This window comes from Streptomyces sp. TRM49041 (assembly GCF_008271805.1).
Taxonomy (GTDB): domain Bacteria; phylum Actinomycetota; class Actinomycetes; order Streptomycetales; family Streptomycetaceae; genus Streptomyces.
Map to the genome: position 1 here is coordinate 52,238 of NZ_VSRY01000152.1, position 24,899 is coordinate 77,136.

20 protein-coding genes are annotated in these 24,899 nt (G+C 71.0%); 15 read left to right on the forward strand and 5 right to left on the reverse strand.

From position 1 onward, the window contains the following. Window positions 1-1,455, forward strand: coding sequence for a glycosyltransferase (locus FVS66_RS23270; protein ID WP_149183140.1), 1,455 nt, complete (start codon window positions 1-3; stop codon window positions 1,453-1,455). A 70-nt stretch (window positions 1,456-1,525) separates the two neighbouring features. Here FVS66_RS23270 and FVS66_RS23275 read toward each other — a convergent pair whose 3' ends face one another. The 4 genes from FVS66_RS23275 to FVS66_RS23290 all read right to left on the reverse strand — a co-directional run bounded on the left by FVS66_RS23275 (window position 1,526) and on the right by FVS66_RS23290 (window position 6,656). After that, window positions 1,526-3,784 (reverse strand): glycosyltransferase family 4 protein, encoded by a 2,259-nt coding sequence (locus FVS66_RS23275; protein WP_149183141.1) that lies wholly within the window; start codon window positions 3,782-3,784, stop codon window positions 1,526-1,528. Between the two features lie 141 nt (window positions 3,785-3,925). Continuing rightward, on the reverse strand, window positions 3,926-4,528 hold the full coding sequence (locus FVS66_RS23280) for an acyltransferase (protein WP_149183142.1): 603 nt from the start codon (window positions 4,526-4,528) through the stop codon (window positions 3,926-3,928). A gap of 82 nt (window positions 4,529-4,610) precedes the next feature. Next, entirely contained in the window at window positions 4,611-5,858 is a 1,248-nt protein-coding gene (locus FVS66_RS23285) for a glycosyltransferase family 39 protein (RefSeq protein WP_149183143.1), read from the reverse strand. 27 nt (window positions 5,859-5,885) lie between these two features. Beyond that, on the reverse strand, window positions 5,886-6,656 hold the full coding sequence (locus FVS66_RS23290) for a polyprenol monophosphomannose synthase (protein ID WP_149183144.1): 771 nt from the start codon (window positions 6,654-6,656) through the stop codon (window positions 5,886-5,888). A gap of 395 nt (window positions 6,657-7,051) precedes the next feature. Between FVS66_RS23290 and FVS66_RS23295 the strand changes: the two genes are divergently transcribed. From FVS66_RS23295 to FVS66_RS23360, 14 genes are all read left to right on the forward strand, one after another. Further along, window positions 7,052-7,276 carry an FG-GAP repeat protein gene (locus FVS66_RS23295; protein ID WP_187645659.1) on the forward strand — a complete coding sequence of 75 codons (225 nt, stop codon included), beginning with the start codon at window positions 7,052-7,054 and terminating at the stop codon, window positions 7,274-7,276. Window positions 7,277-7,388: 112 nt separating this feature from the next. Next, window positions 7,389-7,565: a hypothetical protein gene (locus FVS66_RS35190; protein WP_187645684.1), complete on the forward strand. Its 177-nt coding sequence runs from the start codon at window positions 7,389-7,391 to the stop codon at window positions 7,563-7,565. Window positions 7,566-7,591: 26 nt separating this feature from the next. Next, window positions 7,592-8,308 carry a class I SAM-dependent methyltransferase gene (locus FVS66_RS23305; protein WP_149183145.1) on the forward strand — a complete coding sequence of 239 codons (717 nt, stop codon included), beginning with the start codon at window positions 7,592-7,594 and terminating at the stop codon, window positions 8,306-8,308. 771 nt (window positions 8,309-9,079) lie between these two features. After that, entirely contained in the window at window positions 9,080-9,400 is a 321-nt protein-coding gene (rplU, locus tag FVS66_RS23310; protein WP_149183146.1) for a 50S ribosomal protein L21, read from the forward strand. Between the two features lie 14 nt (window positions 9,401-9,414). Further along, window positions 9,415-9,669, forward strand: a complete 255-nt coding sequence (gene rpmA / locus FVS66_RS23315; protein ID WP_010041940.1) for a 50S ribosomal protein L27 — start codon at window positions 9,415-9,417, stop codon at window positions 9,667-9,669. 148 nt (window positions 9,670-9,817) lie between these two features. After that, the gene (gene obgE / locus FVS66_RS23320) at window positions 9,818-11,254 is read left to right on the forward strand and encodes a GTPase ObgE (RefSeq protein ID WP_149183147.1); all 1,437 of its coding nucleotides are present in this window, start codon (window positions 9,818-9,820) and stop codon (window positions 11,252-11,254) included. Window positions 11,255-11,454: 200 nt separating this feature from the next. Continuing rightward, complete coding sequence (locus FVS66_RS23325) at window positions 11,455-13,680, forward strand: glycosyltransferase family 4 protein (protein ID WP_149183148.1); 2,226 nt, start codon at window positions 11,455-11,457, stop codon at window positions 13,678-13,680. Window positions 13,681-13,983: 303 nt separating this feature from the next. Next, window positions 13,984-15,495 carry a bifunctional cytidylyltransferase/SDR family oxidoreductase gene (locus tag FVS66_RS23330; RefSeq protein WP_149183149.1) on the forward strand — a complete coding sequence of 504 codons (1,512 nt, stop codon included), beginning with the start codon at window positions 13,984-13,986 and terminating at the stop codon, window positions 15,493-15,495. 152 nt (window positions 15,496-15,647) lie between these two features. Beyond that, on the forward strand, window positions 15,648-17,801 hold the full coding sequence (locus tag FVS66_RS23335; protein ID WP_149183150.1) for a hypothetical protein: 2,154 nt from the start codon (window positions 15,648-15,650) through the stop codon (window positions 17,799-17,801). A 286-nt stretch (window positions 17,802-18,087) separates the two neighbouring features. Further along, window positions 18,088-19,224, forward strand: coding sequence for a glutamate 5-kinase (gene proB, locus FVS66_RS23340; RefSeq protein WP_149183151.1), 1,137 nt, complete (start codon window positions 18,088-18,090; stop codon window positions 19,222-19,224). Between the two features lie 122 nt (window positions 19,225-19,346). Next, window positions 19,347-19,886 carry a hypothetical protein gene (locus tag FVS66_RS23345; RefSeq protein ID WP_149183152.1) on the forward strand — a complete coding sequence of 180 codons (540 nt, stop codon included), beginning with the start codon at window positions 19,347-19,349 and terminating at the stop codon, window positions 19,884-19,886. A gap of 141 nt (window positions 19,887-20,027) precedes the next feature. After that, a complete protein-coding gene (locus FVS66_RS23350) occupies window positions 20,028-21,329 on the forward strand; it encodes a glutamate-5-semialdehyde dehydrogenase (protein ID WP_149183153.1) in 1,302 nt (433 codons plus the stop codon). An 88-nt stretch (window positions 21,330-21,417) separates the two neighbouring features. Beyond that, window positions 21,418-21,987, forward strand: a complete 570-nt coding sequence (locus FVS66_RS23355) for a hypothetical protein (RefSeq protein WP_149183154.1) — start codon at window positions 21,418-21,420, stop codon at window positions 21,985-21,987. Between the two features lie 136 nt (window positions 21,988-22,123). Then, on the forward strand, window positions 22,124-23,422 hold the full coding sequence (locus FVS66_RS23360) for a hypothetical protein (protein ID WP_149183155.1): 1,299 nt from the start codon (window positions 22,124-22,126) through the stop codon (window positions 23,420-23,422). Between the two features lie 199 nt (window positions 23,423-23,621). Here FVS66_RS23360 and FVS66_RS23365 read toward each other — a convergent pair whose 3' ends face one another. Then, window positions 23,622-24,710, reverse strand: a complete 1,089-nt coding sequence (locus tag FVS66_RS23365) for a M48 family metallopeptidase (RefSeq protein ID WP_149183156.1) — start codon at window positions 24,708-24,710, stop codon at window positions 23,622-23,624. Window positions 24,711-24,899 lie beyond the last annotated feature (189 nt).

Genomic DNA, 24,899 nt, shown 5'->3' on the forward strand with positions numbered 1-24,899 from the left:
ATGAAGAACCGTAGCGAACGGCGCCCCCGTGTGCTCTACCTGGCGTTCTACTTCCCCCCGTCGCGGGCGAGCGGTGTCTACCGCGCGCGGGCGACGGCCAACCACCTGGTGGAGAAGGGCTGGGACGTCACGGTCTGTGCCGCCCCGCTCGACTTCCTCTACAACGTGATCGGCTCCGTCGACGAGGAGCTTTCGAAGACCGTCGACCCGAGCATCCGTGTCGAGCGCCCGTCGCTCAACCAGTACACGTGGCAGCAGGACCTGCGCGACTACAGCTGGCTGCGCCGCAGCTTCCCGCTGATGGCCAAGCGTGTCTACCAGTTCAGCCAGACGAAGCTCTTCCCCGAGCGCTACTCGTCCTGGGCCTGGGCCTCCGTCACGCGTGCGCTGAAGCTGCACGCCAAGGAGCGCTTCGATGTCGTGATCGCCACCGGCAACCCGTTCGCCTCGTTCGGTGCCGCCTGGCTGTTCAACAAGCTCACAGGCGTCCCGTACGTCATGGACTACCGCGACTCCTGGACGCTGGACCTCTTCCACGACGAGCCGGCCTTCCCCGAGGGGCACATCGCCTGGGCGTGGGAGAAGCGCATGCTGGGCAAGGCGTCCGCGTCCGTCTTCGTCAACGAGGCCCTGCGCGGCTGGCACGCCGAGCGGTACCCGGAGGTGGCCGACCGCATGATGGTCGTGCCCAACGGGTGGGACGCGGACGTGCTGCCGAAGGTGGTCGAGGAGGTGGCGGGTGAGGCCGCCGCGGACTCCGCCGCCGAGGCCCCCGAGACCGCCGAGGCCCTCGCGACCGCTGAGGGCGCCGAGGCCCCGGAGACCGCTGATGCCGCCGAGTCGTCGGGGCAGCGCGCCCCGCTGAAGTTCACATACCTCGGCACGCTCACGGCCAAGCAGCCGGTGGAGGAGATGGCCGAGGCGTTCAGGATCGCCAGGCGCCACCCGGACCTCGCCGACGCCGAGCTGCAGATCCATGGCCACCTGGGCTTCTTCAAGAACAGCCCGGGCACCCTCAAGGCCCGTCTCGGCCTCCAGGACGGCCCGCGCGCCGAGGGCGTCGAGGACACCGGTCTGCGCTACTGCGGCCCAGTCTCCAAGACCGAGGTCGGCCGGGTCTACGAGGACGCCGACGTCCTGGTCTTCCTGGCGGGCGGCGGCAAGTACGTCACGTCCGGAAAGATCTTCGAGTACATGGCGTTCGGGCACCCGATCGTCTCCGTGCACCAGCCGGGCATCGCCGCGCAGGACGTGCTCGACGGGTACCCGCTGTGGTTCAACGCCGACAGCCTCGACGTCGAGGAGCTGGCCGCGTCGATGGTCGCCGCGGGCAAGGCGGCGCGCGATCTGACTCCGGACCAGCGGGAGACGGCGCGGCGCCACGCGGACACGTACACGCGCGAGGCGACGCTGATCCCGTTCGAGCAGCGCCTGCGGGAGATCGTCGGCCGCTGAGGCGGCGCGCGTACCGGGGCATGAGCAAGGGCCCTGACCGGGGAACCGGTCAGGGCCCTTGCTCATGGCATCACTTGGGCTCGTAGACGCTGCGGTCCAGGCTCGCGGTGACCTTGAGGTGCGGGTGGGACTTGGCCCACTTCCAGCCGGTCACCGTGGAGTTGATGTCGCTGACGAAGACGTGGTCCACCAGGTCCAGGCGCAGCTCCGGAAGTACCCGGCGCTTGGCGATCCGGGCGAACAGCTGCGGCCTGACCTCCTTGTAGCCGCGGTTGAAGACCTTCTTGTGGAAGGCGTTGGCGACCTTGGTGTGGGCTCGCTGCACGGTCGCGACGGCCAGCTCGGGGCCGATCGCCTCACGGTTCTTCGCGGCGATCCGGCGCGCGCGGCGCAGTACGGCGCGGGGGGCGCGGTAGACGAGGAACCGCTCGGCACGCGGGATACGGAGCTTCTTCTCGGCGTCCCCGACGCTGACGACGGGCACGCTCGCGTCGAGATCCAGGCGCTCCCAGAGCGCGGGGGCCTGGGCGGTGACGAGGGTGACCTCGACGCCCTTCTCGACCAGGTGGTTCGTGAAGTCGACGATGCGGCGCGGCTTCGCCGGGGTGAGCGCGAGGACGACGGCACGGCCGACGGGCTCGCCCTGCTCGCGCGCGGTGGTCTCCGCCACGCTGACCGGCCGGGCCTCCGGCTCGCCCTCGGGGACGACTGCCTCGTCGGGCCGGTCGACGTCATCCGCTTCGGCGGCCGGCGCGGACGGTACGGGCGGCAGGGCACCCCCGTACACGGCGAGGAGCTGCTTGGCGACGGCCTCGTAGCCGACCCGGTCCTCGATGACCTTGCGGGCGTGCGGCAGGTCCAGCTCACCGGTGTGCTCGCGGAGCCTCCGGTACGCGTCGGCGATGACCTGCGGGTCGTCGCTGACGTCCATAAGCGCTCCGGCGACCGACTCGAGGCCGGCCATCGTCTCCTCGGGGCCGCCACTGCGGGTGGCGAGCACGGGGAGACCGGACGCGATCGCCTCGACGACCGTCATCCCGAACGTCTCCTGCTTGCTCGCGTGCACCAGCAGGTCGTACTCGTGCATCAGCGGACCGACGGCCTCGGGCGCGACGGGCGGGAGGATACGGAAGCGGTCGCCCAGGCCCAGTTCGGCACCGCGGGCGCGCAGCTCCTCCTCGCAGGCGCCGTGCCCGACCATGGTGAGCGTGGCGCGGGGCTCCTCGGCGGCGATGAGCGCGAAGCCCTCCAGGAGCTCCTTGACGCCCTTCGGCTGGAGGAGCCGGCCGATGTACAGCCAGCGCAGCAGCTCGGGGGAGCGCTCGGGGCCGGGTGTGAAACGGTCGAGGGCGATCGCGTTGGGCACGACGCCGACCTTGTCCGCGTGCTCCGGGTAGCGCTGGACGATCTGCTCGCGCAGCACCGAGCTGACGCACATGACCGCGTCGACGCGCTCCAGCATCTCGGCGTAGAGCCGCTCGGCGGGGCCCTGCGCGAACACCTTGTCGAGGAAGGAGGAGTGCTCGGTCACCACGATGCGGGCGTCGGGGCGGGCGAGCCGGGTGGCCAGCACACCGCCGTAGACACCGGTGTGGGCGTGCACGACCGGCGCCTCGATCCGCCCGGTGGGCAGGGCGCTGCGCAGCGCGTCGGTCTGGGCGTCCACCCAGGGCGCGTAGTACTTGCGGTGGACGAGCGGCACGGCGACGCGGAGGAGGGTGCCCTCGTCGGTGTCCAGGACATGGCCCAGGGCGGCGCGCTCCTGGAGGCGGTCGACGGTGACCCGGATCGCGTCGTTGAGCGGGGCGGACGCGCGGCCGGACCAGTCCTCGGTGTGGAGGACCGTGACGCGGTCGAAGTGCCCGGCCACGGCGGAGGTCGCCGCCTGGACGAACGACCCGGCGTACGGGTTGTTCGGAGAGGGGTACCAAGGGGTGAGGACGGCCAGGTCGGCGGGCTCGACGGCGCGCCCGGCGCCGTGCGGCTCCAGCCGCAGCTCGATGCCCGGCCGGCGGCGCTGCGCGATCCAGGCCACCGGCAGCGCCTGGGCGTCACCCGCGATGACCGTGTCCGCCTGGGCGAACGGCCCGGACCTGGCGCCGGCGAGCTTCTTGGCCGGGGCCCACGCGGAGCCGTCCTTGTCCGGGGCGATGCGGACGACGTCCACGCCGTCCAGCCGGCCCAGCTCCTCCAGCGCCTCGCGCCACTCGGGAGCGTCCAGCACCACCAGGGAGACCCGGGACCCCGAGGACGCGAGCTCCTTCACCTGCTCGCGTGCCGCCCGTACTCGGTATGTGCCAAGCGCGAGATAGAGCACGTGGCTGTTCATCTGGATCCCTTCGCCCTTTCACCTGCACGCCGCGCACCCGTGCGGCGGAAGATTCCCCACGGGGTTCGTACGGAGATACAGCGCGGCGGCACCACCCTACCGAAGGGGGTGCGCCCTCCCGGCACACGGCCGGGTCCGCCGTCAGCCCTCGCGTTCGGCGAGCACGCCGTCCTTCTCGTCGTACAGGGCACCCGTCTGCGGGCACTCCCAGACACCCTCTTCACCGGCCCGCTCGACCAGCCGCACACCGGCCCGGCCGACCCAGCCGATCCGGCGCGCCGGAACACCCACGACGAGCGCGAAGTCCGGCACGTCCCGGGTGACGACGGCACCCGCGGCGACCATCGCCCAGCGCCCGACGCGCACGGGCGCCACACACACGGACCGCGCCCCGAGCGACGCGCCCTCGGCGACCCTGACGCCCACGGCCTCCCAGTCGCCACCGCGCTTCTGCTTGCCCTCGGGGTCGACGGAGCGCGGGTTGTGGTCGTTGGTGAGCACCACGGCGGGCCCGACGAACACCCCGTCACCCAGCTCCGCGGGCTCGTAGACGAGTGCGTAGTTCTGCAGCTTGACGTTGTCGCCGATCCGCACCCCGGTACCGACGTACGCGCCGCGCCCGACCACGCACCCTTCCCCGAGCCGGGCGTTCTCCCGGATCTGCGCGAGCTCCCAGACGCTGCTCCCGGCCCCGATCTCGGCGGTCTCGTCGACCTGGGCGGTGGGCTGGACCCTGTAGTTCACTCTGCTGTCTCTTTCGGGGGACGGCGGAAGTCTTCGACGGCTGAGCATACGCGGACGGGGGACGCGGTTCCCGCCGCCCGGCTCACGGGGAGTGGGGCCAGACGAGCATGAGGTGGACACCGTACGCGGTGGAGAGGGCGACCGCGGTCCCGAGCAGCGTGTACATGGTCGACGGCCGGGCCGCCGCGAGGGCGCGCGCCGCGGGTATGAGCAGGGGGAAGGCGGGCAGCAGGAAGCGGGCCTTGGAGTGGAAGTACCCGGCGCCGCCCACGGCGATGAGCAGCAGCACACCGGCGTAGATCAGCAGGACGGCGGGCTGGCGCTGCTGCACGCAGATGACGAACATCACCACGGCGGCGACGACGGTCGCGGCGCCGACGACGCTGTTGAGGTTGACCGGCAGCTTCAGGAAGATGTCCGCGATCCGGTGGAGGGTGAAGCTGCCGCCGTCGAAGGTGCTGCCCCACTTCTCCTGCACCTCGAAGTAGCCGCGCCAGTCACCCGCGCGGTGACCGACCCACGCGAACCAGGCGAACCATCCCAGCGGCGCGACGAGAATCGCGGCCAGGAGCGGCCCCGTACGGTCGAGGCGTCGCTCCGGGCCCGGCGTCGCGCGGCGGGAGGCGAACAGCGCCCAGAGGGCGGCGATGACCACGGCGGCGACGACGGCCGACCCGGAGGGCCGGGTGAGGCCCGCGAGTGACGCCAGCACTCCGGCGGCGGCCCAGCGGTGGCTGAGCGCCGCGTACAGCGACCAGGCGCACAGGGCGGTGAAGACCGGCTCGGTGTACGCCATCGACTCGACCATGGCGTGCGGGGCGATACCCCACAGGACGGTGGCGACGACGGCCGCGCGGTGCCCGGCCACCCGCTCCACGACGGCGTAGACGCCCCACGCGGCCAGCAGTGCGGCCACGGCGGCGACAGCCCATGCCACATGCCCGGCGGGCAGTGGCAGGACCGCGGAGCCGCCGCGTATCAGCGCCGGGTACAGCGGGAAGAACGCGTACTTGCACAGCTCGCCCTGGACGGTGCAGGCACCGGTCATGGGGGCCGCGTAGCCGTACTCGGCTATGTGGGTGTAGAAGACCGCGTCGTACTTGGCCGTCAGCATCGTGCCGAGGCCCGGCCCGTCGTCGCCCGCGCGCAGGGCCACTGCGGCCACACCGAGGCCGCGTACGACGACGTACGCCAGGAGGGCCGGCCAGGCGCGCGCGGCGGCACTCCGCAGACGGGAGAGAAACGTTTCTGTCGCGGGTGCGTGGCGTCGGTGGGTCCGGCCGGAGGGGCGGGCGGGCGCCTGGGCCGGCTCGGTGCGCAGTGGGGGCATGGGAGCTTCTCGGCTGGAAGGGGCGGCTCAGCGGCGTCCGGGGAGCAGGCGGCCGAGGCGGTGCCCGACCCCCCAGGCGGTGACCCGCCACAGGGCCTCGACCACGATGGCCCGGCTCATCTTGCTGTCGCCGCGCTCGCGTTCGACGAATGTGATCGGGACCTCGACGACCCGGAAGCCGGCCTTCGCGGTGCGCCACGCCAGGTCGACCTGGAAGCAGTACCCCTGGGAGGCGACCCGTTCCATGCCGAGACCCTCCAGGGTCTGTCGGCGGAACGCCCGGTAGCCGCCGGTCACGTCCTTGATCGGCACGCCGAGGAGGGTGCGGGAGTAGAGGCTGCCGCCGCGGGACAGGAACTCGCGGGACTTCGGCCAGTTCACGACCTTCCCGCCGGGTACCCAGCGCGAGCCGAGCACGAGGTCGGCGCCGTCGAGGGCGGCCAGCAGCCGGGGCAGTTCCTCCGGCTGGTGCGAGCCGTCGGCGTCCATCTCGACGAGCACGTCGTAACTCCGCTCGATACCCCACCGGAAGCCCGCGAGGTAGGCGGCGCCGAGTCCCTCCTTGCCGGCGCGGTGCAGGACGTGGGTGTGGTCGTCGGAGGCGGCGAGCTCGTCGGCGATCTTGCCGGTGCCGTCGGGGCTGTTGTCGTCGGCGACGAGGACGTGCGCCTCCGGGACGGCGGACCGTACACGGGACACGATCGCTTCGACGTTGTCGGCCTCGTTGTAGGTCGGAATGATCACCAGAATCGATTCCGCAGGGCTGGAGCCCTGGGCCCGCCGCTCGTTGATGTTCACTGCACCTTCACCCTCGGGATGCCGCCGGCGGGTCGGACGGCCGCGCGGTTTCCCGAAGCATACGGCGTCTCTGTGCTGGTCAGGGGGGTAGGGCGGGATGTCCGTGTTGGGTGTGAAGTACCACCGCCCGTGAACTACCTGTGATGGAGCTGTGACCGTCCAGTTATGGTCATGTCGGATATGTGATCTTGAGCCGTTGTCTGACGACGCGTCAAAGTCGGCCAGGTTATGACAGATTCATTCGGGTGGGGAACACACATGTCCAGCGCAGGAAGGACCTGGCGGCGCAGCGCCGCCGGGATCGCGACAGCGGCATGTCTCGCACTGGGACTGGGGGCGGGATCCGCACAACCTGCGGCAGCTGCCGGCACCTGTGCAGGAGGTCCATACCGAACGTGTCCGACGGCGCGGAGGCCGGTGACCAGTTCGGCTTCTCCTTCTCCGTGTACGACGCCAACAAGGACGGCTGCAGCGATCTGGCCGTCGGTATTCCGTACGAGGACGTCGGCACGGTTCCCGACGCGGGCCTCGTGCACTTGATCTTCGGCTCCACGGCGGGGATCGGCCAGGGCGCGGCGGACAAGGGATTCCAGGCAGGGCGGGGCGCTTTCTGTGGCTGAGGCCCACGCCGGGACTGGTCAGCTGGCCAAGGACGGGGGCGCGACCGTCCGCGCTCGGTCGTAAAGGTCCCGTGCGGTGGGGTTCTTCAGATGGGGTCGCAGGAGGCCGAACATGGTTCTGATCCGGTCGTCGGCGCGGCCGGACAGCACCATGGGGTTGTTGGACCTCGGCTACGTTGACAGGAAGGCTCTTGCCCAGGCGCGCAAGGATGCCGGCGCCGCCTTGGTCGTCCCTGACCTGTTGTGCGATGTGCTCGCCCTGGAGGTCGGACTGCGAAGTCTCATGTGACCAGCCCCGACACGGAAGCCGAGCACGTGGAAGCCACAAACCTCCTGTACCGCGATCCGGCACTTTACGACGTGGTCCAGTCCGACAGCACAAGCGCCGATCTGTGCCAGACCCTGATCGAGCAGCACCGGCCGGACGCCCGGACGCTGGTCGACTTCGGATGCGGTACCGGGCGGGATCTGGAAATTCTGGCCGAGCGTTTCGAGTGCATCGGCGTGGATCTCCAGCCCGGCATGGTCGACCACGCTCACCAGGTCAGGCCGGGACTGGACATCCGCATCGGGGACATGCGCACCGTACGACTCGGCAAGCGCATGGACGTGGTGACCTGTATGGGCAACAGCCTGGCCTACGTACACGACTACGAGCAGATCAGCCAGGTCTTCGCCACCTTCGCGGCCCACACCCGGCCGGACGCGCTGCTCGTGCTGTGCTCCCCTGTCGCCCCGATCACCCGGACCGAGCCGACCACCGCCGCGGTTGACACCCCGAGGGGACCCGCCACGGTCACCATCCGACATGAGTGGGACCTGCGGACCCAGATCAACACCATGCACCGGCGCTGGGTGCTCCCCTGGGGCGACGAGGCCCAGGACGAAATCCGCAGGCGTGTCCTGTTCCCCCGCGAGCTGGAGCGCTACGCGGAGGGTGCCGGCTTCGAGGTCCTGGACATGACCGACGGCACAGGCGCAGGGCCTACCGGCCAATCCGCCTACACGGTGGCCCGGTACACCCGTGCCTGAAACGGCTGGGCGGAACCAGTGCCCGCCCCCGATCTCCTGACGGCAGTAGCGACGGCAACACCCACGGCAGTAGTTGACGCAGGGCAAGGTCAGTGGGCGGTGTATTCGGTGTCGGGTGGTTCGTACCCGTCGTGGGGGAGGTCCTGCCGTCTTGTGGGGGTCGCGCAGGGCGGCATCGACGATGTTGAGGGCGTCGCACCTGCTGGGGGGCCGTTACTCGCTTGCGAAGCTCCCGAGCCCTGAGGGGCCCTCCCGCTCAGGGGCGACGCTGCTGGAGCCCGGCACCCGCGGAGTGGTGGACCCCGACCGTGAGCACGCATCTCCGGATCACCTCCAGGTGACGCGCCTGCTGCGTCGTACCGTGGCGGCGAGGTGGTGAGCAGATGACTGCGGCGTTGGCCGACGATGTCGGCAAGAACCGGTGCCGCGCGGGGATGCCTGGCTCCGTGACCACCGACACGCCAGTCCGTAATGGAGCACGAGGGTGCTTCCGGTTCCGGGAATGTCCACGTCGCCGACCAGTAGGCACGTCCAGGTGCCCATGGTGACGAGCGGTGAACGCGCAGACAGCAGCAGGGCCGGTTTGACCGCCCAGGTCGGGGCCCGTAATCTTGACCGTCGGCGTGTTTCCATGCGCGCCAGCTCCTGAGCACCTTCCCTCCCTGGCTCCGGTCGGGAGAGGCCGTTCCGACCATCCGGTTCAGTCGCGGGCCCCGGCCCGTGCGGGCGGCTGGCGTCAGGGGTTTCCGTTTCGAGCGAGGAGAGATCCGCGTGTACGCCATCGTGCGCAGCGGTGGTCGCCAGCACAAGGTTGCTGTCGGCGACATCGTTGAGGTTGACAAGATTTCCACTGCCAATGTTGGCGACACGGTCGAGCTCTCGACCCTGCTCGTTGTCGACGGCGACGCCGTGACCAGCGACCCGTGGGTCCTGGCCGGGATCAAGGTCCAGGCCGAGGTCGTGGACCACCACAAGGGCGCCAAGATCGACATCCTGCGCTACAAGAACAAGACCGGCTACCGCCGTCGTCAGGGCCACCGCCAGCAGTACACGGCGATCAAGGTCACTGCGATCCCGTCGGCCGCGAAGTAAGGGACTGAGGAGACATGGCACACAAGAAGGGCGCATCGTCCACCCGGAACGGTCGCGACTCCAACGCTCAGCGGCTCGGCGTGAAGCGCTTCGGCGGTCAGGTCGTCAACGCCGGTGAGATCCTGGTCCGCCAGCGCGGCACCCACTTCCACCCGGGCGCGGGCGTCGGCCGCGGCGGCGACGACACGCTGTTCGCACTGCAGGCCGGTTCGGTGCAGTTCGGCACCCACCGTGGCCGCAAGGTCGTGAACATCGTTCCGGTCGCCTGATCGGACTCTTCGCGAGGGCGGACCTCTCTTCTCGTACGGTGTACGCCGTGCGGGAAGCGGGTCCGCCCTTCGCGTGTTACAGGTAAGACAGCTCAACAGCTCAGACTTTTCACTCGCACATTTTCCGCACTGCTGGAGGCACCCCACCATGACCACCTTCGTGGACCGCGTCGAGCTGCATGTCGCCGCGGGTAACGGGGGCCACGGCTGTGCCTCCGTGCACCGGGAGAAGTTCAAGCCGCTCGGCGGCCCCGACGGGGGCAACGGCGGGCGTGGCGGCGATGTGATCCTCGTCGTCGACCAGTCGGTGACGACGCTCCTCGAGTACCACCACTCACCCCACCGCAAGGCCACCAACGGCAAGCCCGGCGAGGGCGGCAACCGCTCCGGCAAGGACGGCCAGGACCTGGTCCTGCCGGTGCCGGACGGGACCGTCGTCCTCGACAAGGGCGGCAATGTGCTGGCCGACCTCGTCGGACACGGCACCCGGTACGTCGCCGCCCAGGGCGGTCGCGGTGGCCTCGGCAACGCCGCGCTCGCCTCGGCCCGCCGCAAGGCCCCCGGCTTCGCGTTGCTCGGCGAGCCGGGTGACCTCCAGGACATCGTCCTGGAGCTGAAGACCGTCGCCGATGTGGCCCTGGTCGGGTATCCGAGCGCGGGGAAGTCTTCGCTGATCTCGGTGCTGTCCGCAGCCAAGCCGAAGATCGCGGACTACCCGTTCACCACCCTCGTACCGAACCTCGGCGTCGTCACCGCCGGCTCCACCGTCTACACCATCGCCGACGTCCCCGGCCTCATCCCCGGCGCCAGCCAGGGCAAGGGCCTCGGCCTGGAGTTCCTGCGCCACGTCGAGCGGTGCAGCGTCCTCGTCCACGTCCTCGACACGGCGACCCTGGAGTCCCAGCGCGACCCGCTCTCCGACCTCGACACCATCGAGGAGGAGCTCAAGCAGTACGGCGGCCTCGACGAGCGTCCCCGCATCGTCGTCCTCAACAAGATCGACATCCCGGACGGCAAGGACCTCGCCGACATGGTCCGCCCCGACCTGGAGTCCCGCGGCTACCGCGTCTTCGAGGCGTCGGCCGTCGCCCACCAGGGCCTCAAGGAGCTGTCCTTCGCGCTCGCCGACATCGTCGCCAAGGCGCGTGCCGCGAAGCCGAAGGAGGAGGCGACCCGGATCGTCATCCGGCCCAAGGCGGTCGACGACGCCGGCTTCACCGTCACCCAGGAGGAGGACGGCCTGTTCCGGGTCCGCGGCGAGAAGCCGGAGCGCTGGGTCCGCCAGACCGACTTCAACAACGACGAGGCCGTCGGCTACCTCGCCGACCGGCTCAACCGACTCGGCGTCGAGGAGGAGCTGATGAAGGCCGGTGCCCGGGCCGGCGACGGCGTCGCCATCGGCCCCGAGGAGAACGCGGTCGTCTTCGACTGGGAGCCGACCCTGATGGCGGGCGCCGAGATGCTCGGCCGCCGAGGCGAGGACCACCGCCTGGAGGCGCCGCGCCCCGCCGCCCAGCGCCGCAAGGACCGGCAGGCCGAGCGCGACGAGGCCGAGCGGGAGTTCGGGGACTTCAACCCCTTCTGAGGACTCATCTTCTGACTGTTGGTCAGTAAGGCGGGGTCGCTTTCCGGCGGCCCCGCCTTTCGCATGCCCCCCGCTCCGCGCGCCTCGCCCGGCCTATGGCTGAAAAGGGTTCCCGACCTGCACAACCTTTCGGTTATCGCCACCGTCTAGCAATCGGGGCGACCGACTAGCGCCCCGTTTCGCACACACACGGGGCATCGGTGAAGATCTCTTTCCTCATCCACACGATCTACGGCATCGGCGGCACCATCCGCACCACGCTGAACCTCGCCGAGGAGCTCGCCGACCAGCACGAGGTCGAGATCGTCTCCGTCTTCCGGCACCGCGACATCCCGCTCTTCACCATCGACCCGCGTATCAGCGTCGTACCCCTGATCGACACCCGCCCCAAGTCGCCCACTTGCGAGAATGAGCACCCGGACCAGCTCACGCCCGCGGAGCTCTTCCCCCGCAACGAGGCGCGCTACAAGGAGTACAGCAAGCTCACCGACGAGCGGGTCCGCGCCCACTACGCGCGCTCCGACGCCGACGCCGACGCCGACGCCGACGTCGTCATCGGCACCCGCCCCGGACTCGTGGCGTACGTCGCGCAGTTCGCGCCCTCCGGCGCCGTGCTCATCGGCCAGGAGCACATGACGCACAACCACCACAAGCAGGTGCTGCGCGAGGAGATGCGGCCTCATCTGGAGGCGCTCGACGCCTTCGTGACCGTCTCCGAGGGCGACGCGGAGGTGTGGCGCGAGCGGATGCGGCTGCCGGACACGCGCGTGCTGTGCATACCCAACAGCGTGCCCGAGCCCATGGTCACCCCCTCCGATCAGTCGGGCACCACCGTCGTCGCCGCGGGGCGGCTCTCCCGGGAGAAGCAGTACGAGGTACTGATCCAGGCGTTCGCGAAGGTCGTCGCCGTACGGCCCGAGTGGACCCTGCGCATCTGCGGCTGGGGCCCCGAGCGGGAGAAGCTCCGCAACCGCATCGACGCTCTCGGCCTCAACAACAGCGTCTTCCTCATGGGCCCCCGCTCACCCATCGAGCCCGAGTGGGTCAAGGGCGCCATCGCCGCCTCCACCTCCCGCCACGAGTCGTTCGGTATGACCCTCGTCGAGTCGATGCGCTGCGGCGTCCCCATGGTCAGCACGGACTGCGACTACGGCCCCCGGGAGATCATCAAGGACGGTGAGGACGGACTGCTGGTGCCGGTCGGTGACGCCGGCGCCGTGGCCGACGCGCTGTTGCGGCTCATCGAGGACGAGGGGCTCCGCCGCCGCATGGGCGAGGCGGCCCTCCGTAACGCCGGCCGCTTCGACCCGTCCGCCATCGCCAAGCAGTACGCCGACCTCTTCGCGGAGCTGGCTGCGGGTGCGGGTGCGGGCGCCGGGGACGGGGCCACCGGCGGGGCCACCGGCGGGGAGGGTACGTCTGCCGGTACGTCCGTCGGCTCCGGCTCCGGCTCCGGCTCCGGCTCCAGTGCCGGTGCCGGTGCCAGTGCCGACAGCGTCGTACGGCCGGACGGGCAGCGGGGCGGTCGGCCCGACGGTCAGTCCGACGGCCGGTCGGAGCCGGACGGCTTCGCGCCCGTCGCCGACTGCGTCGCCGAGGCCGACGGCTCGCTCACCGTCCGCCTGATCTCCCCGCCCGCCGCGGCCGCGCGCTACGACGGGCTGCGCCTCGTGGCCGTAGTCCAGGGCTCCGAGCCCGCGGAGCGGACGTATACGTTCCGCCCCGACGGCACTCTCACCATCCCCTCGGGCGAGGACCTCACCGAGGGCAACTGGGTGTGCCACGCCGAACACCCCGCCACCGGCACCCGCGCGCCCCTCACCGCGCGCGCTGTCGACCAGCGGGGGTCGCTGCACGCCGCCGAGCGGATCGCCCCCGGAGCCGGGGTGCGCCACCTCGTCCCGTACCGCAGGGCGCCCCAGCACCTGCTGGAGCTGCGCTCCTGGGTACGGGCCGTGCATGCCGAGGCCGGCGACATCGAGGTCACCGACCAGGATGTGACCGTCACGGGGCGGCTCATCGGGCCCGCCGACCGGGTCGTCGATCGCCCCCAGCTCGTCCTGCGTCGCTACGACAGCCACGAAGAGGTCGTCGTCACCGGCGCCTGGCTCCCCGACCGGCGCTTCCGGATCACCCTGCCGTGGGCCGAGCCGGCCGGCCGCCGGCGCCGTGAGCAGGACACCTGGGCGCTCTGGCTGCGCCACGCCGACGGCCAACCGCCCATCAAGATCGCCAGGTTGCTCGACGATGTGGTGGCGAAAGCGGACGTCTTCGCGTACCGGCCGGTCCGGCGGCACCGGCAGCGGCCGTTGCTGCTCCTGCGCCGGATCGTGCGGAAGGTGCGCCGACAGCCGCAGCGGATCGACGAGCTCACGCTCCGCTACGACGGCCACAACGCCCTGTACGTCCGCGTCACCGACACATAGGCGACACACAGGGCGACGGCACACACAGTCCCGAGGAGAGCGGAGAGTGACGGAGAGAGTGAGAGAGGGTCGCGGAGCGTACACACCGCGGCCGCGCCGGGCGCACAGGATCTTCCAAACCGCCGGATGGTGTGCCGTCCGTCACCACCGCCGCCCGCTCCCGGCCGCCTCAACAAGGCTGGCCACGAGGTGAACTGCCAGTGGCCGGCAGGGGTAGCGCCCTTCTGTCCCGCCTTGCGATTTGGTAACGGACAGTGCGACCATCAGCCCGTTCCCCCAGCCATAGCAAGGTAGGTCGTCCCTGTGTCAGCGCCTCCGTCCGCGGCCCGAGAAGCCAAGACCCGTACCACTGCCGTCGTACTCGCCGGGGGCACCGGTCAGCGGGTGGGTCTCGCGATCCCGAAGCAGTTGCTGAAGATCGCGGGCAAGGCGGTCATCGAGCACACACTCACGATCTTCGAGCAGGCCGACTGCGTCGACGACGTGATCGTGCTGATGGCACCGGGTTTCGTGCCCGACGTCGAGAAGATCGTCGCCAAGGCCGGGCTGACCAAGGTCACCCAGGTCATCGAGGGTGGCGCCACGCGCAACGAGACCACCGAGCGTGCCATCGCCGCCCTCGGCGAGGGCCTCGGGGACGGAGAGGACCTCAACGTCCTCTTCCACGACGCCGTCCGTCCGCTGCTGTCACAGCGAGTGATCAAGGACTGCGTCGACGCCCTCGACCGCTACGAGGCCGTCGACGTCGCCATCCCGTCCGCCGACACGATCATCGTGACCCGTACGCACGGCGAGGACGGCGAGTTCATCACCGACGTACCGGACCGCTCCCGGCTGCGCCGCGGCCAGACCCCGCAGGCGTTCAAGCTGTCCACCATCCGCAGGGCGTACGAGGTCGCGGCCGGGGATCCCAACTTCCAGGCCACCGACGACTGTTCCGTCGTCCTCAAGTACCTGCCGGACGTGCCGATCCACGTCGTGCCGGGCGACGAGTACAACATGAAGGTCACGCAGCCCGTCGACGTCTTCATCGCCGACAAGCTGTTCCAGCTGGCCTCCACGGCCGCCCCGCGCCAGGCCGACGAGGCCGCCTACCGGGAGCTGCTGGCCGGCAAGACCCTCGTCGTCTTCGGCGGCTCGTACGGCATCGGCGCCGACATCGCGAGCCTCGCCGAGAGCTACGGCGCCAAGGTGTACGCGCTGGGCCGCTCGACGACCGGCACGCACGTCGAGAACCCGCAGCACGTGGACGACGCACTCTCCACGGCGTACACGGAGACCGGCCGCATCGACTACGTGATCAACACGGCCGGGGTCCTGCGTATCGGCAAGCTCGCGGAAACCGACACCGCCACCATTCAGGAAGCCCTGAACGTCAATTACCTGGCTCCTGTACAGATCGCGCGTGCGTCGTACAAGTACCTGGTGGAGACAAAGGGGCAGCTGCTCCTCTACACCTCCTCCAGCTACACCCGCGGACGCGCCGAGTACAGCCTGTATTCATCGACCAAGGCCGCCATGGTGAACCTCACCCAGGCGCTCGCCGACGAATGGGCGGCCGACGGAATCCGTGTGAATTGCGTCAACCCGGAGCGCACCGCGACTCCCATGCGGACCAGGGCGTTCGGCCAGGAACCGGCCGGGTCGCTGCTCTCCTCGGAGGCCGTCGCCCGCACCTCGCTGGACGTTCTGCTCTCCGAACTCACCGGCCACGTCATCGACGTACGGCAGCAGGATCCGACCCGGGCGGCCGGTGAGGCATCCGGGTTCGAGCAGGCTCTGGCGGCCGTCCTGGACCGCCAGGAAGATGTGTAATACTCGCTGGATGTGAAATTCCCGGGCCCCCGCATCAGCGCCTGAATCATCGCCGGATTCGCGAATGCGGGGGCCCGCGCAGTGAAGCCCCACCTTCACGGAACCAACGCCTTGTGAAACAAACCGGCATCCCCGTCTGGAGCAGGTTCTACGTGATTTCGACCGTCATTCGAGTGGCCCGTGTGGGCAGCGGGTCGGAGCTGGCCGCGGCAGTCCTCATGGGACTCGGATATCCGTGCGTCATGCTCGCCGCGCTGATTCCGAACATCTGGTTGTTCGCGGGTGCCGGCGCCGTGACCTATGTCGCCGACTGGTATCTGCACCAGAAGAAGAGCCGTCTGGTCAACCGCCTCAACAGCGTCAGAGCCGGACTCCCCATCCGCTTCCTGCTGCGCCAGCTGCTGCTGATCCTGCTCCTCGCCCGCGAGAACCTCGCCGAGCAGCCGGTGTTCTACGCCACGGTCGCCTGCTTCCTGCTCTTCTACGGCCTTCAGGCTCCGCAGGGCGCCCTCGCCACCTTCATCCGGCTCCGCCGCACCATGCCGGTCGTCACCCGCAACGTCGACCTGCACGGCGTACGCATCCCGGACGCCCCGCCGCGCGCGCTGCTGAACCGCTCCGGCGAGAAGATGCTGCACCTCGACGTCCCCGCCGTCGTCGGCGTCATCGCCGCCGTCGCCACGGGCCGGAACGTTCTCGCGTACGCGGGAGTGACCGCGACGCTGGCCCTCGGCACGCTCTACATCCTGCTTCTCGCCCCGTACCTGCGCCGCAAGCGCCGCGTCCCCGGTCCGGGCGCGGTCCTCAAGGCCGTCGACACCTGGCTGCGCGAGTACCAGCCGACCGTCGCGCTCTACTTCTCCGGCTCCGACGACTCCGCCTACCAGGTCAACATGTGGCTGGACACCATGGAGCAGGTCGACGGCCGGCCGATCATCATCATGCGCGAGCGGAACCTCGTACCGAAGCTCGGCGACACCTCGGTACCCGTCCTCTGCATTCCCGGCGGCCAGCACCTGATGGCGAGGGACCTGTCCACGATCCGGGTCACCCTCTACCCCGCCAACGTCGGCAAGAACATCCACATCCTGCGTGTCCCGACCATGAAGCACGTCTTCATCGGCCACGGCGACAGCGACAAGCTCGCCAGCGTCAACCCGTTCTCCAAGGTGTACGACGAGGTGTGGACCGCAGGCCAGGCCGGCCGCGACCGGTACGCGCTCGCCGACGTCGGTGTCCGCGACGAGGACATCGTCGAGGTCGGCCGCCCCCAGCTCGCCCCCATCCAGCGCTGGACGGGCGCGCCGAAGAACCCGATCCCGACCGTCCTGTACGCCCCCACCTGGGAGGGCTGGGACGGCAACCCGGGCAACACCTCGGTGCTGCTCGCCGGGGAGAACATCGTCAGGCGGCTGCTCGCCGCCGACCCGCCGGTCCGCGTCATCTACAAGCCGCACCCCTTCACCGGACTCGTCAACAAGAAGGCCAAGGCCGTCGACGAGCGCATCCGCAAGCTGGTCACCGAGGCCGCCGCCCGCCGCGCCACCGACCCGCGCTGGGCGAAGGAGGCGGCCGCGGCACAGTCCGGACAGGCCGCCGCCCGCGCCGAACTGAGCCGTATCGAGGCCCGCCTGGCCGCTCTCAGCAGTCCGGGCCGCAAGGGCACCGACGAATCCGAGACATCCCGCGTCTCGCTCGCCGACCCCCACCGCCTCACCGCGATCAAGCGCCTGCGTGCCGAGTGGAACGACGCCTACTGGCGTTCCTTCGGCTGGTGGGAGCACCGCGTCGTCACCGGCTCCCAGCCGCACCTGTACGACTGCTTCAACGAGTCCGACGGCATGGTCTCCGACATCTCCAGCGTCGTCTCCGACTTCATCGCGAGCGGCAAGCCGTACGCCGTGACCGACTCCGCCGAGATCGGCGTCGACGAGTTCCGGCGTCAGAACACCGCCGTACGGGCCGCGGTGATCCTCTCCAACAGCGCCGCCGAACTCGACGAGCTGCTCGCCGCGGTGGCCGACCCGGCCGCCGACAAGCTGGCGGAGGAACGGCGCGGCCTCAAGCGGTACCTCCTCGGGCCCGACGAACCCACCTCCATCGAGCAGTTCAACGCCGCGGTGCGCGCCCTGGCCGCCAAGGCGGAGGCCCGTAACTCGGGCGTCTCCCAGCGGCTCGCCGGGCAGCGGATCGGCGAACTGGACCGTGAGGACGGCGCGACGCCGGTCGCCGCGCCGGACGGCGGGTCCACCGCCGCGGCCGAGGCGGACGACACGGACGCCGCCGAGACGACGGCGGTCGGCTGACCGCGGCCGTCACCCACGCCCGCGCCCGTGGACTCCGCGCAGACACTGCGACGGCCCGTACGCCCCTCGTGAGGGGAGCGTGCGGGCCGTCGCCGTACGGACCCGGGACTGTCCTCGGGGCCGCGCCCAGGTGTGTGCACGCGTGTGTCCCCGTGTGTGTCCCGGTGTGTGTCCCCGTGTGTGTCTCCGTGTGTGTCTCCGAGTGTGTCCATGGGGCTGTCCACGGGTGTGTCCATCGAGTGGGATATCCGCGCACGGGGCGGCGCCGCTGGCATAGATTCGCCATGTGACAGTGGCAAGGCAGTACGTAACGGAAGCTCGCAGGATCGTCGTCAAGGTCGGCTCATCGTCCCTGACCACAGCCTCAGGCGGCCTCGACGCGGACCGCGTCGACGCGCTCGTCGACGTACTCGCCAAGGTCCGCGGCCAGGGGGAGCGGGAGGTCGTCCTCGTCTCGTCCGGCGCCATCGCCGCCGGGCTCGCCCCGCTCGGTCTCGTCCGCCGCCCCAAGGACCTCGCCCGCCAGCAGGCCGCCGCCAGCGTCGGCCAGGGCCTCCTCGTCGCCCGCTACACCGCCTCCTTCGCCCGCTACGGGGTGCGTGTCGGCCAGATCCTGCTCACCAGCGACGACATGAGCCGCCGCGCCCACTACCGCAACGCGTACCGGACGCTCGAGCAACTCCTCACCATGGGCGCCCTCCCGGTCGTCAACGAGAACGACACCGTGGCCACGGACGAGATCCGGTTCGGCGACAACGACCGCCTCGCCGCGCTCGTCGCCCACCTCGTCCGCGCCGACCTGCTGGTGCTGCTCTCGGACGTCGACGGGCTGTACGACGGCGACCCGAGGAGGCCCGGCACGTCCCGTATCGAGGAGGTCCGGGGGCCGGAGGACCTGACCGGTATCGAGATCGGCTCCGCCGGGAAGGCCGGGGTCGGCACAGGCGGCATGGTCACCAAGGTGGAGGCGGCCCGGATCGCCGCGGCCGCCGGCATCCCCGTCGTACTCACCTCGGCCAGCCGGGCGGCCGACGCCCTCGCCGGCCGCGACACCGGCACGTACTTCCACAGCACAGGGCGGCGCTCCACAGGCCGGCTGCTGTGGCTCGCGCACGCCTCCGCGCCGCAGGGCGCCCTGACCCTCGACGAGGGTGCCGTGCGGGCCGTCGTGCACGGCAGGAAGTCCCTGTTGCCGGCCGGAATCGCCGCCGTGGAGGGGGAGTTCGGGGCGGGGGACCCGGTCGAGCTGCGTGACACCGACGGCCGGCCCGTCGCGCGCGGACTCGTCAGCTTCGACGCGAAGGAGATCCCGCAGCTGCTGGGACGTTCCACCAAAGAGCTGGCGAAGGAGCTCGGTCCGGCATACGAGAGAGAAGTCGTACACAGGGACGATCTGGTCGTACTGCACCCCTGGAACGGCTGAAAGTCGGCTCAACCACCGGAGACCTTTACCAAAACCGCCCCACGTTCCGCGCCGGGCTGGTCAACTTTGTCTGGGGGGTAAGCGGGGTGACAGCACGACAACGCATCAACAGGAGGCCGCCGGTGAGACGAGCGCGCCCAGGGGCTTCGCCCCGCGGGACGACCGAACGTGCCTTGACGAGTGTCGAGGCCGGGGCCGATTTCGACGACGCCGCGTTCGGAGCCGGGACCGGCACGGGCGCCGGAGCGAGCACGGGGGCCGGCGCGGGCGTCAGGACGGGCACCGGGACGGGCGCGGGTGACGACACCCCGGACCGGCCGGTGTCGAAGCTGTGGCACATCACGCTCAGCGTGTCCGGCCGGGAGGCCCCGCTGAAGGAGGTCCGGCGGGCGCTCGAGCAGCTCGCCCACGACCATCCGTTCCTGCTGACCAGCAGGTACGCGAACGATCACGCCGAGATCCGGTACTGGGAAGAGGCCCGCGACCTGCACGACGCGGCGGCGGTCGCGCTGCGCCTGTGGGGCGAGCACCGGCAGAGCGCCAAGCTGCCGCCCTGGGAGATCGTCGGCCTGGAGGTCATCGACCGCGAGACCTACCACCTGCGCATCGCCGAGGGGTACGGACCGCCGCCGGCGGCGCCCGTGGGCGTACACCCGTACTGAGGTCCGTCCCGTCGTCGGACGTCGGTGCCCGGCACCAGGGCTCGGTGCCCGGCACCAGGGCTCGGTCTCGCTCCGTCTCGCAGAGCGGGACGGAGCGTTACATATGCGGGATGCCCGCGGGGAGCGCATTACCCTGCGGGCATGACCTCGCACTCCGCCTCTCCCTCCATGAACCCGTACGACGACATGTCGCCGGTGGCCCAGGCCGCCTATCGGGCCCGTGCGGCCGCCGCCGACCTCGCGCCTCTCCCGCGCGCGGTGAAGGACGACGCGCTGCTCGCCATGGCCGACGCGCTGGAAGTCCGGACGGCCGAGATCGTCCAGGCCAACGCCGAGGACGTGGCCAAGGCCCGGGAGGCGGGCACCAGCGAGTCGGTCGTCGACCGGCTGACGCTCACCCCGGAGCGGGTACGGGCCATCGCCGCCGACGTCCGGCACGTCGCCGCGCTGCCCGACCCGGTCGGCGAGGTGGTACGCGGCTCGACCCTGCCGAACGGCCTGGACCTGCGGCAGGTACGCGTCCCCCTCGGCGTGGTCGGCATCATCTACGAGGCGCGTCCGAACGTCACGGTGGACGCCGCCGCCCTCTGCCTGAAGTCCGGCAACGCGGTCCTGCTGCGCGGCTCCTCCTCCGCGTACGCGTCCAACACGGCCCTGGTCCGGGTCCTGCGCGACGCCGTCGGCGGCGCCGGGCTCCCGGCGGACGCCGTGCAGCTCGTGCCGGGCGAGTCCCGCGACTCGGTGCGCGAGCTGATGCGCGCCCGCGGCCTGGTCGACGTGCTCATCCCGCGCGGCGGCGCGTCCCTGATCCGCACGGTCGTCGAGGAGTCCACCGTCCCGGTCATCGAGACCGGCACCGGCAACTGCCATGTGTACGTCGACGCCCAGACCGACCTGGACATGGCCGTCGACATCCTGATCAACTCCAAGGCTCAGCGCGTCAGCGTGTGCAACGCCGCCGAGACCCTCCTCGTCCACCAGGACATCGCCGCCGAGTTCCTGCCGCGCGCCCTGGACGCCCTCGCCGACGCGGGCGTCACCGTCCACGGCGACGAGCGGGTCCTGCCGTACGCGGAGAGCTCCAAGGCCACCGTCGTCCCGGCCACGCCGGAGGACTGGGAGGCCGAGTATCTCTCGTACGACATCGCCGCGGCCGTCGTCGACTCGCTGGACGCCGCCGTCGGCCACATCCGGCTGTGGTCCTCCGGCCACACCGAGGCGATCGTCACCACCTCGCAGGCCGCCGCTCGCCGGTTCACCCAGTTGGTGGACTCCACGACCGTCGCCGTGAACGCCTCGACGCGGTTCACGGACGGTGGCCAGTTCGGCTTCGGCGCGGAGATCGGGATCTCCACGCAGAAGCTCCACGCCCGTGGCCCCATGGGCCTGCCGGAGCTGACGTCGACCAAGTACATCGTCACCGGCGACGGTCACATCCGGTAGCCGCCAGGGCCCGGTCGCCGCTGTGAAGGCAGGGGGAGCTTCCGCGCTCTCCCTGCCCAAAGCCGCCGTCCGGGTCTACTCTGAGACCGTGCCGGACGACGTGGGGGGCAGGCCGTTCCCGGACGGCTGGGAGCCCGACGACGACCGCGGAGGCGCCGACGAGGACTTCGCCTCCGTGGTGTTCGACGAGGACTTCGTACGAGCCGCCGCGGTCCATGAGCCGAGCGCCGTGGAGAGACTGGTGGCCGCGGCCCAGGCGCGGGCCGACGCGGACGCCGCCAGGGCCCGCGGTGGCGGCCCCCCGCCCGACGACGATCCGTACGGCCCGGACGGCCCGGACGGCCACGACTACTACGGCGACGACCCGTACGATCCCTACGGGCCCGACGACCCGTACGGCCCCTACGGCGGCGCCCTCCGCCCGTACCGCCCGGGCCTCCGCTGGCACCGACCCGTCGCCTGGATCGTCGCCCTCCTGATGGGCCTCGGCATGGTCGCCCTCGCCTTCACCGCCGTGTACCGCAGCTCCTCCGGCGACCGCGACGACCAGATCCCGGCTCCGGCCACCACCGACGTCGGCCCGGACACGGCCCCGTCCGCCTCGGCGTCCGCCGACTACTCCGCCCCACCGGTCCCCGCGGTCCCCCGTACCCCCTGACGCCCCTCTCCCTGCCCTGGCATGCCGACGATGAGGGCGGTGCCCGCGCGCATCGGAAGATACGACCTCGGCCCTCCGGTGAACTCGGCGCCGAGCGGCGCGTTTACCCGGCCGCCCGAAGACCCACCCTGAAGGTATGGCAGGGAGTGGCGACCCACCTGACGGGACGCCCGACGGCACGCCCGAGGGGCTCCCCGGCGGTGGCGAGGACGAGTACCGATCCGTCGTCTTCGACGAGTCGTTCATCCGCGCTGCCCACATCCAGGAACTCTCAGCCGAGGAACGGATGGGCCACGACACCGACGGCGTACGCAGACTCCCCGGCCCCGACTCCGACTCCGAAACCGCCCCCGATGCCGATCCGGACCCGGACGCGGACCTGGACCCGGACGGGGACCACGGACCTGATGCCGGGTACGAGCCCGGTCCCGGGGGCGCGTACGGGTACGGACCCCGGGGTGGGCCGCGGCTCGGACGCCGACGCGGGCGAGCGCGTCTGCGCCGGTCGCGGACCGCCGCCCTGATGGTCGTGCTGCTCGTCGGGATGGTCTTCGCCGCCGCCATCCACCTGGGCTCCCGGTACCCCTACCAGCCCCCGCCCGCCCAGCGCGCCGAGCCTCTGAGCACGATCCTCGTCGCCCTGACGCCCCAGGACTCCGTCCCCGGCGGCCGCCCGGCCGACCTGTATGCCCACAGCCCTGCCGCGCAGTACCGCGCCGGTGCCGCCGGCGTCACCCTGCCGCCCGCGAGACGCACCCCCCACTTCTCCGAGGGCCAGGTCATGGCCGCCCTGACCATCGCCAAGGACTACCTGGTGCAGTCCTCACTCGACCCCGACACCCTCACCGGCGGAACCGTCCGGCCCGTGCGGCTGCTGCTCGACCCGGACCAGCTGGACCAGTTCGACCGGAGCGTCGACTCCCCGGCCGCCGACGGGCGCCACGCCACCGGCGGCTGGCTCATCCGGTTCGACCCGGCCCGCGTGGCCCTCGCCGACCCCTCCGTCCGCGTCCAGGGCACCCTGCGGGTCGCGGAGACGTCCGCCGAGGCCCTGGAGGTGACGTCCGACCACACCTTCGCCTACACGCTGCGCCCCGCCGCCACCGCCGCCACCGCCGCCACCGCCACTACCGCCGACACCGCGGACGCCTCGCTGTTCACCGTCCGCCGCGAGCTGCGCTTCCGCTTCGACCGCGAGGACCTGCGCATGCACCGCGCCGAGCTGGTCGCCGGCCGGCTGCAGGCCGGCCCCATGGACTGCGCCGCCGACCTGTCCGGCGCCCTGCGCCCCCTCCTGGCCGGCGAGCGCCCCACCACGACCGCGCCCCCGGCAACCGACCCGTATGCCACCGCGCCGGCCGCAGCCACCCCCCTCTGTGCCACCCTGCCCGCCGTCTCCCAGCCCACGGAGGCACCCGGGGAGCCCAAGTCCTGACACCGGCGGCCCGTGGCGCCGCCAGGCGCCCGTGACGCAGGCACCACGACGAGGAAGTCCCCGGGTGCCCCGCGACGCCTGGCAGGTCCGTCCTTGGCCCGGGATGTCTCTGCAGGGCCCGGGCCAGGGCGCGACAGCCGGACGGGCCGGCCGCCGGGTCAGGGGGTCAGGCTGTGCCCGGCCGGGGGCGGTCTCAGGGTCAGGCCGTGCCCGGGCCGCCCTCGCCCTTGCTGCTGTTGGTGGGGCCGCCGGGCCGGTTGCCCGAGCCGCCGCCGGCGAACTTCTCGAAGAGCTTGCCGCCGAGGTCACTGGCACCGCCGGCTATGTCACCGACGAGCTTCATCAGCGGATCCTTGCTGCCGCGCACCGTCTCCGCGTAGTGGCTCGCGGACTCGCGGAAGGAGTCCGTGACGGACGTTTCCCTGTCCTCCGACCGCCGCGGGTAGTGACCGTCCATGATCCGCTGGTAGTCGCGGCTCTCCGCCCACCGCTTCAGCTCGGCCGCGCGCACCGTGGTGAACGGGTGGGAGCGGGGCAGCACGTTCATGATCTTCAGCACCGAGTCGCGGAGGTCGCCGCCCGACTCGTACTCCTCCGCCTGCGCCAGGAACGCGTCCACGTTCATCTCGTGCAGATGGTGCCCGCCCGCCAGCTTCATCAGCCCGCGCATCGACGCCTGAAGGTCCTGACCGACCAGCAGCCCGGCCCGGTCGGCGGACAGCTCCGACTTGCGGAACCACTCCCGCAGCGCCGTGACGATCGCCATGATCGTCATATTGCCGAGCGGGATCCACGCGACCTTCAGCGCCAGGCTGGTGAGGAACAGCAGCACCGTCCGGTACACGGAGTGGCCGGAGAGGGCATGGCCCACCTCGTGGCCGACCACCGCCCGCATCTCCTCCTCGTCCAGCAACTCCACCAGCCCCGTGGTGACCACGATGATCGGCTCGTCCAGGCCGATGCACATCGCGTTGGGCTTCGGGTCCTGCGTGACGTACATCGGCGGGACCTTCTCCAGGTCCAGGATGTAGCAGGCGTCGCGCAGCATGTCGTGGAGGTGGGCGAACTGCTCATCGCTCACCCGCACGGAATCGGAGAGGTACAGCAGCCGCAGGCTCCGCTCGGGCAGCAGCCCGCTCAGGGCCTTGAACACGGTGTCGAAGCCGCTGAGCTTGCGCAGGGCGACGAGCGCGGAGCGATCCGCCGGATGCTCGTAGGCGCGGGAGGAGATGCCGGGAAAGCGCCTGCGCCTACGGCTCGGCACGCTCTCGTGACCACTTTCTGTCATGGTTGCCCCCATATTCGTACGAGATCTGCCTCGTCCCCCTGACAGACCTCAGAGTAGGCGCTGCTCCCCGGGACCGTTGGGGCTGTGGACAACGGCCTGTGGACAACCGCCCGTGGGAGGAGAACGACTGAGTCGGCGTGAGCGTGCCCGGACCGCCCGCATACGATGTGCGCGAAGTCTCCGCTCCGA

Coding starts and splice junctions, on each gene's coding strand:
- FVS66_RS23360 (WP_149183155.1), top strand. CDS start 22,124: ATGGCAGGGAGTGGCGACCCACCTGACGGGACGCCCGACGGCACGCCC.
- FVS66_RS35190 (WP_187645684.1), top strand. CDS start 7,389: ATGGTTCTGATCCGGTCGTCGGCGCGGCCGGACAGCACCATGGGGTTG.
- FVS66_RS23270 (WP_149183140.1), top strand. CDS start 1: ATGAAGAACCGTAGCGAACGGCGCCCCCGTGTGCTCTACCTGGCGTTC.
- FVS66_RS23350 (WP_149183153.1), top strand. CDS start 20,028: ATGACCTCGCACTCCGCCTCTCCCTCCATGAACCCGTACGACGACATG.
- rpmA (WP_010041940.1), top strand. CDS start 9,415: ATGGCACACAAGAAGGGCGCATCGTCCACCCGGAACGGTCGCGACTCC.
- FVS66_RS23365 (WP_149183156.1), bottom strand. CDS start 24,710: ATGACAGAAAGTGGTCACGAGAGCGTGCCGAGCCGTAGGCGCAGGCGC.
- FVS66_RS23275 (WP_149183141.1), bottom strand. CDS start 3,784: ATGAACAGCCACGTGCTCTATCTCGCGCTTGGCACATACCGAGTACGG.
- FVS66_RS23285 (WP_149183143.1), bottom strand. CDS start 5,858: ATGCCCCCACTGCGCACCGAGCCGGCCCAGGCGCCCGCCCGCCCCTCC.
- obgE (WP_149183147.1), top strand. CDS start 9,818: ATGACCACCTTCGTGGACCGCGTCGAGCTGCATGTCGCCGCGGGTAAC.